Origin of the sequence: Xanthomonas phaseoli pv. dieffenbachiae, from assembly GCF_008639345.1 — a bacterium.
Taxonomy (GTDB): domain Bacteria; phylum Pseudomonadota; class Gammaproteobacteria; order Xanthomonadales; family Xanthomonadaceae; genus Xanthomonas; species Xanthomonas phaseoli.
Map to the genome: position 1 here is coordinate 2,104,532 of NZ_CP041380.1, position 13,001 is coordinate 2,117,532.

Consider the following 13,001-nt stretch of genomic DNA (forward strand, 5'->3'; position numbering starts at 1 on the left):
CACGAAAAATTACGCGAAAAATTCAGTCGTCGACTTCGACGCCGGCATCGGCCAGTTCGAAGACTTTGAGGCGGCCACGCAAACGCACCACCGCCTGGCCGTGGATCTGGCACACGCGCGATTCGCTGACGCCGAGCACGGCGCCGATTTCCTTCAGGTTCAATTCCTGCTCGTAATACAACGACAGCACCAGCTGCTCGCGCTCGGGCAACTGGCCGATGGCCTTGCCCAGCTCGCGGCCGAATTCGCCACGCTCCATCATCTGCTGCGGATTGGGGCCACCCTTGGCGGTGGTGTCCAGCTCGCCGTGATCTTCGATGCGCGATTCCAGGCTCAGCACCTGGCCACGTGCGGCATCTTCCATCAGGCGCAGGTAATCGGGCAGCGGCATTTCCATGGCGGCGGCCACTTCGGTGGCGGCGGCGGCGCGGCCGGTGTTCTGTTCGATCTTGCGCACGGCGGCGGCGGCATCGCGGGCGCGGCGGTGCACCGAACGCGGCACCCAGTCGCCCCTGCGAATCTCGTCGATCATCGAGCCGCGGATACGGATCGAGGCATAGGTTTCGAAGGACGCGCCCTGTTCGGAATCGTAGCTGCGCGAGGCTTCGATCAGGCCGATCATGCCGGCCTGGATCAGGTCGTCCACTTCCACGCTGGCCGGCAGGCGCGCCGCCAGATGGTGGGCGATGCGGCGGACCAGGTCGGCGTGCTGGGTCACCACGTCGTTGGCGTTGTTGCGCTGCACGGCGCGGTACTGCGCGCTGGCCGTGGTTGCGGTAGCGGTGCTCATGCGGCCACTCCCCGTTGGATGATGCGTTCGACAAAGAACTCGACGTTGCCGCGCGGCACGGTCGGGGCCTGCCAGCGCGAGGTACGGCGTGCGATTTCTGCGATGGCCTGCGCCGACGGACTGGCGGGGTAGGCCTTGATGACCGGTTGCTGGCGCTGCACCGACAGGCGCAGCCAGTCGTCCTGCGGCACATGGCCGAGATAGTTCAGCGAGACATCGCCGAGGAACTTCTCGCAGACGCGGGAGAGCTTGTCGTACAGCAGGCGGCCTTCGTTGGGGTCGCGCACCATGTTGGCGATGATCTGCAGGCGGTCCACGCCGCGTTCGCGCGAGAGCACCTTGATCAGCGCGTAGGCGTCGGTGATCGAGGCCGGCTCGTCGCAGACCACCACCACGGTGTCCTGGGCGGCCTGGCAGAAGGTCAGCACGCTGTCGGTGATGCCGGCGGCGGTGTCGATGACCATCACGTCCAGGTCGCGTTCCAGTTCGGAGAACACGTTGACCAGGCCGATGTGCTGGGCCGGGGCCAGTTCGGCCATGTGGCGGCGACCGGAAGCGGCCGGCACCACCAGCACGCCGCCGGGCCCTTCGATGATGACTTCATCGAGCGTGCAACGGCCGGCGATCAGGTCGGCCAGGGTGTACTTGGGCGCCAGGCCCAAGACCACGTCCAGGTTGGCCAGGCCGAGGTCGGCGTCCAGCAGCAGGGTGCGTTTGCCCATGTCGGCAAGCGCCACGGCCAGGTTGGCGGAGATGTTGGTCTTGCCCACGCCACCCTTGCCGCCGGTCACGGCAATGGTGCGCACCGGGCCCAAGGGCTCGGGACGGGTCGCCGACAGGGGGAAGGCGTTGGTCAGCTTGGCGTATTCACGCGACTGCATGGTTGTGCTCCGGAGTACAGGGCTTATCGGCAGCGCGCCGCAAATCTTCAAGGCGAAGAACGAGACTGGCGGCATTGGCGCGGTGCAGGTCGTCGGGGACCCGCTGTCCGTCAGTCACCCAGGTGATGGGCATTTGGTGGTCGACCACCACCGACAAGGCGCTGCCGAAGCGGCCGGTCTCGTCGAGTTTGGTCAGCACCACGCCTTGGGGCTTGGCGTGGGCGAAGCGGCGTACGACCTCGTCGAGGTCGGAAAAATGGGCGTTGGCAGGCAATACCAGCAGCGAGGTGACCTGCTGGGCGGCGCGCAGCCAGTTCAGCTGGGCGGCCAGGGCACGGTCGCGCTGGCCCATGCCGGCGGTGTCGATGAGCACCAGCTTGTAGTCGCGCAGGCGCTCCAGCAGCTCCAGCAGGCTTTCGGCGCTGTCGGCCTCGTGCACCGCGATGCCGAGCTGGCGGCCGTAGCTGTGCAGCTGCTCGCGGCCGCCCACGCGCTGGGTGTCGGTGGTGACCAGGGCCACGTCGCGCGGGGCGTGCTGGGCGGCAAAGCGCTGGGCGAGCTTGGCGATGGTGGTGGTCTTGCCGGCGCCGGTCGGGCCGACCAGGGCGATCACGCCGCCGCGTTCCAGCGGGTCCACCGGGGCCACCGGCAGACGCTTGGACAGCAAGCCCAGCATCAGGCCGCGGCCACGGTGCAATTCGGTATCGGCGGGGATCTGCAGGGCGATATCGCGGGTCAGGCCGGCGTCGAAACCGTAGTCGTCCATCAGTTCCAGCGCCTGGGCGCGCACCGGCAAGCCACGCAGGCGCTCGTCGGTGAGGCGGTTCATCTCGCGCTCGATCATCTGCCGCATCAGCGCCAGTTCGCCGCGCAGCTGCTTGAGTTCTTCGTCGTTCTGCGGCGCCGGCGTGGCGGCAACCGGCACGGCGGCCAGGGCCGGCGGGGCGACCACGATCGGCGGCAGCGCGGCCGGCGGCAGGATCTGCGGCAGGGCATCGTCCAGATCGAAGTCGGCTTCGTCGGCGAAGGCGTCGTCGTCCTGGTCCTGGGCGGCGTAGGCGGGAGCGGCAACCGTGGCCGCCATGACCGGAGCCGGCGCCTGGACCGGGGCGGCCTGCACGGCCGGGCGCTGCACCGGGGCAGTGGTCAAAAAGTCGGCGAACAGCTGTTCCGGCACGGCCGACAGCGCGTGTTCCTGGCGCGGCGCGGCGGTGACGGCAACCGCGTGGGCGAGTGCCTGGGCAGCGGGCGAAGGAATGCTGGCGGTACGCACCGGGGCGGCGACCGGCGCCTGGCGCGGCACGCTGACCGGCTGGCGCAGCGCCATGGCGGCAATCATGTCGTCGGCGGCGCTGGCGACGCGCTGGCGCTGGCTTGCCTCGGCGTCGGCAGACGGCTTGAGCAACGCGTGCACCGGAGCAGCGGGCTTGGCCGGGGCTTGCGGGGCGGCTGCCGGCTGGGCGGGAGCCTGCTGGTGCTGGGTGGAGGCCGGAGTGTCGGAGCGCGCGGTTTCCAGGGCGCGCTGCACGAGCTCTTCGTCGTAGTTGCTGGCAGCGACGATCTCGATGCCTTCGGCGGTGCGACGGTTGGACAGGATCACCGCGTCCGGGCCATGTTCTTCACGCACCATGCGGAATGCGGTGCGCATGTCCGGGGCGACAAAGCGTTTGATTTTCATGCGAAGTGCCTCCAGGAACGGGACCCGCCGGACGCCGGACGGGTGTGCGATGAATGTGGGTGTGTTGCCAGCGTCATGAGTTGCCTGTCCCGTTTGTGTTCCAAGTCCTGCCATCCGCCCCGCAGCGGTGGTGCTGGCTGCGGTCTCGCCAGAGCTAATGCATGCGGTGTGCCAAAACCGCAGTGCTGGATTTCTGGCGCTCGATCAGGAGGGTTGCGCGTGCGGCGGCTGCCCTTGTTGCCCCCATCCGCCCTTTGGGCACCTTCCCCCGCAGGCGGGGGAAGGGAGGGGTCGGTGCAACGCCGCTGCAGCGCTGGCAACCCGTTGCCTTCTCCCGCAGGCGGGAGAAGGTGGCGCGCAGCGCCGGATGAGGCGGTTGGTGCCGTGAGAGTCACACTTGCGGGAACATCGCGAGACGGCTGCCCCCCATCCGCCCTTCGGGCACCTTCCCACGCAGGCGGGGGATGGGAGGGTTGGTGCAACGCCGCTGCAGCGCTGGCAACCCGTTGCCTTCTCGCGCGGGCGGGAGAAGGTGGCGCGCAGCGCCGGATGAGGCGGTTGGTGCCGTGAGAGTCACACCTGCGGGAACATCGCGAGACGGCAGCCCCCCATCCGCCCTTCGGGCACCGTCCCCCGCAGGCGGGGGAAGGGAGGGGTTGGTGCAACGCCGCTGCAGCGCTGGCAACCCGTTGCCTTCTCCCGCAGGCGGGAGAAGGTGGCGCGCAGCGCCGGATGAGGGGCGCTAGTCTTTAGCTGATCGTGCCGACCAGCTTCAGGCGCTTGTCTTCCGGCACTTCGCTATAGGCCAGCACCGACAGGCTGGGCACGCTGTGGCGCACCAGGCGGGCCAGTGCGGCGCGCACCTGGCCGGGCACCAGCACCACCGCCGGTTCGTTGCGGGCTTCCTGCTTGCCCACGCAATCGGCCAGGCTTTGGTGCAGGCGTTCGGCCAGCCCGGGTTCCAGCGCCACGCCGTTGCCGTGGGTGGATTCCTGCAGCACGCGCTCCAGCTGCGGGGCCAGGGTGAACACCGGCAGCTCGGCCGACATGCCGGCGATTTCCTGCACGATGAAGCGGCCCAGCGAGGTACGCACCGCGGCGGTGAGGGTGGCCGGGTCCTGGCTATGCGGAGCGTGTTCGACCAGCGCCTCGACGATCTTGCGCAGCTGCCGCACCGGGATCTTCTCGATCAGCAGGTTCTGCAGCACGCGCACCACCACCGACAGCGGCAGCGCCTTCGGAGTGAGGTCTTCGACCATCTTCGGCGCGGTCTTGGCCAGGGTCGCCAGCAACTGCTGGACCTCCTCGTGACCGAGCAGTTCGGGGGCATGTTCGCGGATCAGGTGCGACAGGTGGGTGGCGACCACGGTCGCCGGGTCGACCACGGTGTAGCCCATCGATTCGGCATAGGCGCGCTGGTGCGGCTGGATCCAGGTGGCATCCAGGCCGAATGCCGGGTCCTTGCCGGGGATGCCGTCGAGCTGGCCGAGCGCACCGCCCGGGTCCAGCGCCAGTTCGCGGTCGGAATAGATTTCTGCGGTGGCCACCGGCACGCCATGCACCAGCAGCCGGTAGGCATTGGCCGATAGCTCCAGGTTGTCGCGGATATGCACCGGCGGCACCAGGAACCCGATGTCCTGGGTGAGCTTGCGGCGCACGCCCTTGATGCGCGCCATCAGTTCGCCGCCCTGGTTCTTGTCCACCAGCGGGATCAGCCGGTAGCCCACCTCCAGGCCCAGCGGGTCGATCGGGCGCAGCTCGTCCCAGCTCAGTTCAGCGCTGGCCTGTGCGGCGGTCGCAGCGGCCGCCGCCTGCGGATCGGCCGCCGGATCGCCGGAGGCCGGTTTTGCCAGGCTGCGCTTGTATAGCTTCCAGGCGATCACGCCCAGGATCAGGCCCAGCGTCAAAAACGCGACGTTCGGCATGCCCGGCACCAGGCCGACCAGGCCGAGGATGGCCGCAGCCACCGCCAAGGCGCGGTGCTGGCCGAACACCTGGCTGACCATGGCCCCGCGCATGTCCTGTGCACGCGAGGCGCGGGTCACCAGCAAGGCGACCGAAGAGGAGACCAGCAGGGCCGGCAGCTGCGCCACCAGGCCGTCGCCGATGGACAGCAGGGTGTACGTGGAGGCGGCATCCATGAAGCTCATGCCGTGCTGGAGCATGCCCACCGCCATGCCGCCGATGAGGTTGATGAACAGGATCAGGATGGCGGCAATGGCGTCGCCGCGGATGAACTTGTTGGCACCGTCCATCGCGCCATAGAAGTCGGCTTCCTCGCGGACTTCCTCGCGGCGGGCCTTGGCCTCCTCGCGCGTCAGCAAACCGGCGTTGAGGTCGGCGTCGATGGCCATCTGCTTGCCGGGCATGGCGTCCAGGATGAAGCGCGCGGTCACTTCCGACACGCGCCCGGCACCCTTGGTGATGACCACGAAGTTGATGATGGTCAGGATCGCGAACACCACGATACCCACGGCGTAGTTGCCGCCGATCACGAACTGGCCGAAGGCCTCGATGACCTTGCCGGCTGCGGCATGGCCGTCCTGGCCGTTGATCAGGATCACGCGGCTGGAGGCGACGTTCAGCGCCAGCCGCAGCATCGTGGTCATCAACAGCACGATCGGGAAAATGGTGAATTCCAGCGGGCGCTGCACGTACACCACCGCCAGCAGCACCATCAGCGAGATGGCGATGTTGAAGGTGAACAGCGCATCCAGCACCGGCGCGGCCAGCGGCACCATCAGCATGGCCAGCATGGCCATCAACGCCAGCGGGGCGCCCAGGCCGTTGCGCAGCAACTCCATGACGCGGCGGGCGTTCATCGGGGCGGGGCGGGCGCTCATGCGCTGGCTCCCTTGCCGAACTCATCCACCTCGAGCGACGGCAGTTCCGGCATCGGGCCGCCGTTCCAGCCTCGCAGCTGGTAGACGTAGGAGAGCACCTGGGCCACGACCGAATAAAGTCTCACGGGAATTTCCTTGCCGATTTGGGCTTCCCTATGCAAGGCGCGTGCCAAAGGCGGCGCAGTGACGATCGCCACCCGGTGCTGCTCGCCGGCTTCGCGGATGCGGAAGGCCATTTCGTCCACCCCCTTGGCCACCACGATCGGGGCGCGCATCTTGCCGCCTTCGTACTTGAGCGCCACCGCGTAGTGGGTCGGATTCATCAGCACCACGTCGGCCTTGGGCACCGCTTCCATCATCTGGCGCTGCGACATCTGCATCTGCATCTGGCGGATGCGGCCCTTCACTTCCGGGCTGCCCTCGCTTTCCTTCATCTCGCGCTTGATCTCTTCGCGCGTCATCTTCAGCTTCCGCAGCCAGTTCCACTTCTGGTACGGCGCGTCGATGGCGGCCAGCAGCACCAGGGCGCCGGCGGTGTAGAACAGCAGGCTCTTGGTGAAGTCCAGCCCGTTGCCGATGGCCTGTTCCAGCGGCTGGTTCACCAGCGAGCGCAGGCCGTGCAGGCCCTTGGAGATGCAGAAGCTGGCGGCCAGCCCGACAAACAGCAGGCGCAGCACCGACTTGATCAGCTCGGCCAGGCTGTTGCTGCCCCACATGCGCTTGATCCCGTTGGCCGGGTTGAGCTTGCTGAGGTCGGGCATGATCGCTTTGCCGGAAAAGCGCAGGCCGCTCATCATCAGCGGGCCAGCCAGCCCGGCAGCCAGGCAGATGCCGATCAGCGGCAGCATCACCCACAGCAACTGCAGCAGCAGATCGCCGAAATGGCCGAACAGCGCCATCGGGTTCTCGCGCATCTTCGGGTCCGGGCTGAGCGCGGTCTTCATCCACACCGCAGCGCCATCGCCGATGCCACGGGCCAGCACCATCAGCGCAAACACGCCGGCACCGAACACCGCCGCGGTCGACAACTCGCGCGACTGCGGGATGTTGCCCTGCTCACGGGCCTCGCGCAGGCGTTTTTCGGTGGGAAGCTCTGTACGCTCGCCGCCGTCTTCGGACTCGGACATGGAGGTGCCGGTGGGGGATTAGCCTGACTTCTGCAAGCGGCGTGCCAGGTTCGGGAGTTGGGAATTGGGAATTGGGATTCGGGAATCGGGATTCGGGATTCGGGAATCGGGAATCGGGAATCGGGAATCGGGAATCGGGAATCGGGAATCGGGAATCGGGAATCGGGAATCGGGAATCGGGAATCGGGAATCGGGAATCGGGAATCGGGAATCGGGAATCGGGAATCGGAAGAGCGTGGCCGCGGGCTGGACCGCCCGCGCCGGAGCTGGGGCGATTCCGCGGCAGTTCGGCCTGGTGCTCGGCTTGGCCGCGGGCGTTGAGCGGTTGGGTGGGCGTTCTGAGCCGTGTGTTGCTCAGCTGGCCAGGCGGCGTGGGCCGTCGCGCTCGGCGACCACGGTGGCGATGAAGCGTTCGGCGTCCATTGGGCGGCCCAGCAGATAGCCTTGCAGCTGGTCGCAGCCCAGCCGTTCCAGGGTGTTGCGCTGGGCGAGGGTTTCCACGCCTTCGGCCACCACTTGCAGGCGCATGGTGTGCGCCAGCGCCACCACGGCCGCCACGATGGCGATGTCTTCGGCGCTGCCGTCCATGGCCTGGACGAAGCTGCGGTCGATCTTGAGCTCGTGCGCCGGCAGCTTGCGCAGGTACAGCAGGTTGGAATAACCGGTGCCGAAGTCGTCGATGGCGATGCGCACGCCCAGCGCGTTGAGCTGGCCCAGGGTGCGCAGGCAGGCCTCGGCGTCGCGCATGGCCATGGTTTCGGTGATTTCCAGGGTGAGCTGGCCAGGGGCCAGCGCGTATTCGCTCAGCGTGGTGGCCACTTCGTCCAGCAGGCTCGGCGAGGCCAGCTGGAGGGCCGACAGGTTGACCGCCACCCGCCAGTCGCCGTGCCCGGCCTGCCGCCAGTCGCGCATCTGGCGGCAGGCCTGCCGCAGCACCCAGCTGCCGAGCAGGCCGATCATGCCGCTGCGTTCGGCCAGCGGAATGAAGCTGTCCGGCGGCACCAGGCCGCGTTCCGGGTGCTGCCAGCGGATCAGCGCTTCGGCGCCGATCGGGCGGCCGTCCTCGGCGCAGTACTTGGGCTGGTAATGCAGCACGAACTGCCCCAGTTCCAGCGCGCGCGGCAGTTCCTGCAGCAGCTGCAGGCGGTCGCGGGTGGTGGCCGTCATCGAGCGTTCGAAAAAGCTGTAGCGGTTGCGGCCGGCATGTTTGGCATGGGTCATTGCCGCATCGGCATGCGTCAGCAGCTGGTGCTCGCTACCGGCGTCTTCCGGGTACAGCGCAATGCCGATGCTGCTGCTCAGGCGCAGTTCGTGGTTGGCCACCAGGAACGGCACCGCCAGCGCCTGCACCAGATGCGCGGCCAGCGCAGCGGCGTCTTCCGGGTCGGCAATGTCGGCCACCAGCACGAATTCGTCTGCGCCCAGCCGCGCCAGGCTGCCATGCGCGCGTTGGTGCGCGTTCAAACGCTCGGCCACCACCACCAGCAGGCGGTCGCCCAACACATGACCATAGCCGTCGTTGATCACCTTGAAGCCGTCCAGGTTGATCAGCAAGACCGCAAAGCGCTGCCCCTGGCGCTGGGCGCGCTCGATGTTCTGCACGAGATGCTCGTGCAGCAGGATGCGGTTGGGCAGCCGGGTGAGTGGGTCGTGCAGCGTCGCCAGTGCCAGTTCGGCATTGGCCTTGGCCAGCGATTGCGCCAGCACATCGGTGCGCTGCTGAAAGCGGCGCGACAGCAACGAAATGACCAGCGCCAGCATCAGCAGGACCAAGGTCACCAGCACCACCACCGCCGTCAGCCACGACAACGGCAGATGCATCTCGGCAACCGCGCCGCACACGCTGCCGGGCGCGAACTGGGCGGCGGCCATGCCGGTGTAGTGCATGCCCACGATCGCCACGCCCATGATCGAGGCGGCGATCAGGCGCAGGCTGGAGCGCTGCCCATCGTGGCGCAGCCGGAACGCGATCCACAACGCGGCGGCAGAGGCGCCGACGGCGATGGCGATCGACAGCCCGAACAGCAGCGGGTCATAGCGAATGGCCGGCACCATGCGCAGTGCATCCATGCCCATGTAATGCATCAGCGCGATGCCAAGCCCCATCAGCAGCGCACCCAGGCCCAACCGGAGCAACGGCAGGTCCGCGCGCGAGGTCAGCCAGAGCGCCAGCGCCGAGGTCAGGATCGCCGCCAGCATCGAATAGCACGTCAGCGCCAGGTCGTAGCCCACCGGAATCGGCAGGCGGAACGCCAGCATGCCGACGAAGTGCATCGACCAGATGCCGATGCCCATGGCAATGGCGCCGCCCACCAGCCACGCAGCCGCGATGCCGCCGCGACTGGCAGTGGTACGTGCAGCCAGATACAGCGCGGTGTAGGAAGCCAGCACGGCCACTACCAGCGACAGCATCACCATGCCAGGGTTGTAGGTTCCGACCACCTATCTACTTCCCACGTCGAAAGACGCGTTGCCCAAGACCTAGCGACCCCTTGCGCGACTTCTTGAGCGCGGGACAGCGGCCAATGCCGTCAATCCCGCGTTGCCGCCAGAGACGGCACGTTCGAAGGTCCTGCGATCGCCGTGCGTGCGCAGCCGGCGTACGCGATCACGGCATGTTCGCCCACGTCGACTGCCGGTGCGCCGTGGCTTGCCGATGACGCGCGCGCCTGACTGCCTGCGCGTGCCGACCTGGCCACCTGCGCGGCTCATGCCACCGAACTTTCCGGTTCCTCCGGTTCGATCCGGTTACGGCCGGAGCGCTTGGCCCGATACAGCGCCTCGTCCGCACGTGCCAGCAGCGAGGCGGCGGTGTCGCCGACACGGAACCAGGACACGCCCACCGAGCAGGTCACCTGCAGCGGGCGTGCGGTACCCACCTCGTAGGGAGCAAGGCTGAGCGCTTCGTGGATGGCGCGTAGCCGGTGCTGGCTCTGTTGGCTCATGCCTGGCAGCAACAGCAGCAATTCTTCGCCGCCGTAGCGGCCCACCTTGTCCGAATCGCGCAGGCAGGCCGTCAACCGTGCGCCCACCTTGGCCAGCACCGCATCGCCGACCAGGTGCCCGTGTTCGTCGTTGACCTGTTTGAAGTGGTCCAGATCGATCAACACCACCGCCAGCGGATGCTCGCCGTGCGCGCAGCCCTGCAATTCTTCGGCCATCGCTTCCAGGATGCCGGAGCGATTGAGCAGGCCGGTCAGCGCGTCGTGGCTGGCCTTCAAGGCCAGCGCCGCACGTGCGTTTTCCAGTTCGCGTTTTTCGCGCTCCAGCTGGTAAGTGCGCTCGGACACCAATTCGGCCAGCATGCGTTCGCGCGCCACCAGATGGCGGTGCCGCCAGCGCCACAGGCCGATCAGCAATCCGCTGCCGATCAACACATACAGCGCGATCGCCGGCGGGCTGCGCCACCACAGTGGCGCGACCGCAAAGGGCAGGTCGGCGATCGGCGAGGCGGTGCGACGGTAGCGGTCCAGCACCTGGACCTGCAGGCGGAAGTGCCCGGAGGGCAGCGGTGGCTGGTCGATGGACAGGTTGTCGCTCTGGATCCATTGGTCGTGCAGGCCGAGCAGGCGGTAACGCACCGTCAGGCGGCTGGGGTCGTCGTAGACCTCCATCGTCGACAGCTCGATGTGCAAGGGCTTGTCGCTCCAGCCCAGCAGCTGCCCGCGCTGCACCGGCATGCCGCCGCGGCTGACGCTGTCGATGCGCACGCTGGGCTGGCGTTCGTCGAACAGGCGCGCCGGGTCGCTCACGTGGCTCACCCCGCGTGCGGTGCCGATCCACACCGAACCATCCGGATCTTCGGCAAATGCAGCCTCGGAAACGTCATCCCAGATCAGCCCCTGCGACTGCGACAGATGCGCCCAGCGCTCGCCGTCGTAAACCTCGACGCCGCGTGCATGGCCCACCCAGACCCGGCCGACGCTGTCGCCGCGCAGCAGGTACACGCCCACATCGCGCAGCGCTTCGTCGCTGATTTCCTGCAGGTCCAGGCCGTCGTGCAACAACATGCCGTGCCACAGGCCGGGGCGATAGAACGCCAGCCACACCTCACCGCTGTCGCTGATGTGGAACTTGGCGATCCATGGCTCCGGCGCGCCGCCGTTGACCTTGACCTTGACCTTGGACCACCGCCCATCGCGCAACTGGAACAAGCCGTTGGAGCTGGAAACCCATAGCGTGCCGTCGGCGGTTTGCTGGATGTCGGTGTAGGCGATGGCAGGCACGTCGGCCACGGCCTGCATGCTGCCGCCCTCGAGCGGGTGTTCGATCACGAACAAGCCGCCGGCGCTGAGCATCCACAGCCGGCTCTGGCGGTCGATCAGCAGGCGACGCGCGGTGCGCGGCAACTTGGCGATCTGCGCGTTGCGCCCATCCGGCCAGGTGCGGCGCAGGACACCGGCCGAATTGAGCGTCCACAAGCTGCCGTCTGCGCTGCGCTGCATGCCCACGACTTGGATCCCGGCGCTTTGCAGGGCCGGGACGAAGCGCTTATCAGGATCGGCCTGGCGGCCGATGCCGTGCTCGTTGCCGACCAGCAGCGCGCCTTGCGTGTCGCGGGCGATCGACCAGGTCGGCGCGGCCGGCATGCCTTGCGAGGCGTCCCAGTTTTCGATCCATTCGTAGCCGGCCCAGCGCACCAGCCCTTCGCCGTCCACGGTCATCCAGATATCGCCATCGCGGTCCACCAGGATCGCATCGCTGCTGCCCGGTGGCAGGCCGTTGTCTGCGCCGAACGTGCGCCAGTGGCCGTTTTCCCAACGCGCCAGGCCGTCGTTACGACGCACCAACATGCGCCCTTCGCGGTCCATCACCAGCGATGCTGGCCGCCCGACCGTGCTGCCATCCAGCAGCGGCAGCGCGCGAACACTGAAGGCGCTCGCCCCGCGCGCGCGATAGAGCAGGTTGCCCGCACCGCGCACCCACAGCCCGCCGTCGTGGTCGCGCAACACGCTGTACCACCGGTCGTCCGGCACCCCGTGTTCGGGCCCGAACACCTGCACCTTGCGCTGCGCATCGATGGCGCATAGCTTGCGCGCGCAGCCCACCCACAGCGTGTCGCCGTCCACCGACAGGCTCAGCGACTTGGACAACTCCGGAACGCGGACCCGGGTTGCGGTGTCCAGCAATGGTTCGCTGTGCCAGCGATCGTTGGCGCGGACCTGCAGGATTTCCAGCGTGCCGCCATTGGCCAGCACCGTGCCCCAGGGCAGGCTGGCCAGTTGCATCTGGTCCCCCAGGTGCTCGGCTTCATCCGGCTGCAGTTTGCGGAAGCCGCGCTCGTCGCCGACGAACAAGGCCTGGAAGCCGGCCACCCATAACCGCCCATCGGCGGTTTCGGTGATCGAGGTGGTGGGCTCGTTGCGCAGGCCATCCAGCGGAACCTGTTGGAAGATGCGCCCGTTGTAGCGATACAGCCCGCTCTCGGTGCACACCCACAGCAAGGTGGCGCGGGTCTGCAGCAGGCAGGTACCGGCAAGCCCGAGCAGGCCCTGGTCGTGGGCATAGCGGCGGATGCTGGCGCTTTGCGCACCGGCCAGGTCGGCCAATGACAGCAACGCCAACAGCACCACCACGGCAAACGGTGCACGCCGGTGCGACGACCTCCATTGGCGGTGCTCAAACCCCATGGACGTTGCAGTCTCCCACGCATCGGCAATGCGGTCCGCGCCCCTCGCGCGG

7 protein-coding genes are annotated in these 13,001 nt (G+C 67.9%); all 7 read right to left on the reverse strand.

Annotation, left to right across the window (positions count from 1 at the left end):
* Positions 1-22: 22 nt before the first annotated feature.
* The 7 genes from FLG15_RS09620 to FLG15_RS09655 all read right to left on the reverse strand — a co-directional run bounded on the left by FLG15_RS09620 (position 23) and on the right by FLG15_RS09655 (position 12,949).
* The gene (locus tag FLG15_RS09620; protein WP_008576048.1) at positions 23-790 is read right to left on the reverse strand and encodes an RNA polymerase sigma factor FliA; all 768 of its coding nucleotides are present in this window, start codon (positions 788-790) and stop codon (positions 23-25) included.
* Entirely contained in the window at positions 787-1,671 is an 885-nt protein-coding gene (locus FLG15_RS09625) for a MinD/ParA family protein (RefSeq protein WP_005918202.1), read from the reverse strand. The genes FLG15_RS09620 and FLG15_RS09625 overlap by 4 nt, the downstream gene beginning before the upstream one ends.
* Positions 1,658-3,349: a flagellar biosynthesis GTPase FlhF gene (gene flhF, locus FLG15_RS09630; RefSeq protein ID WP_150145953.1), complete on the reverse strand. Its 1,692-nt coding sequence runs from the start codon at positions 3,347-3,349 to the stop codon at positions 1,658-1,660. Before flhF ends, FLG15_RS09625 begins: the two co-directional genes overlap by 14 nt.
* A 749-nt stretch (positions 3,350-4,098) precedes the next feature.
* Complete coding sequence (gene flhA, locus FLG15_RS09635; RefSeq protein ID WP_017154938.1) at positions 4,099-6,171, reverse strand: flagellar biosynthesis protein FlhA; 2,073 nt, start codon at positions 6,169-6,171, stop codon at positions 4,099-4,101.
* 17 nt (positions 6,172-6,188) lie between these two features.
* Positions 6,189-7,319, reverse strand: a complete 1,131-nt coding sequence (flhB, locus tag FLG15_RS09640; protein WP_057680079.1) for a flagellar biosynthesis protein FlhB — start codon at positions 7,317-7,319, stop codon at positions 6,189-6,191.
* A 354-nt stretch (positions 7,320-7,673) separates the two neighbouring features.
* Positions 7,674-9,761, reverse strand: coding sequence for a putative bifunctional diguanylate cyclase/phosphodiesterase (locus FLG15_RS09650; RefSeq protein ID WP_150145959.1), 2,088 nt, complete (start codon positions 9,759-9,761; stop codon positions 7,674-7,676).
* A 266-nt stretch (positions 9,762-10,027) separates the two neighbouring features.
* Positions 10,028-12,949, reverse strand: a complete 2,922-nt coding sequence (locus FLG15_RS09655) for a ligand-binding sensor domain-containing diguanylate cyclase (RefSeq protein WP_150145962.1) — start codon at positions 12,947-12,949, stop codon at positions 10,028-10,030.
* Positions 12,950-13,001: the final 52 nt, after the last annotated feature.

What these genes read in the sequence shown, in the direction of transcription:
- flhB (WP_057680079.1), bottom strand. Translation starts at nt 7,319, where the DNA reads ATGTCCGAGTCCGAAGACGGCGGCGAGCGTACAGAGCTTCCCACCGAA.
- FLG15_RS09625 (WP_005918202.1), bottom strand. Translation starts at nt 1,671, where the DNA reads ATGCAGTCGCGTGAATACGCCAAGCTGACCAACGCCTTCCCCCTGTCG.
- flhA (WP_017154938.1), bottom strand. Translation starts at nt 6,171, where the DNA reads ATGAACGCCCGCCGCGTCATGGAGTTGCTGCGCAACGGCCTGGGCGCC.
- flhF (WP_150145953.1), bottom strand. Translation starts at nt 3,349, where the DNA reads ATGAAAATCAAACGCTTTGTCGCCCCGGACATGCGCACCGCATTCCGC.
- FLG15_RS09655 (WP_150145962.1), bottom strand. Translation starts at nt 12,949, where the DNA reads ATGGGGTTTGAGCACCGCCAATGGAGGTCGTCGCACCGGCGTGCACCG.
- FLG15_RS09620 (WP_008576048.1), bottom strand. Translation starts at nt 790, where the DNA reads ATGAGCACCGCTACCGCAACCACGGCCAGCGCGCAGTACCGCGCCGTG.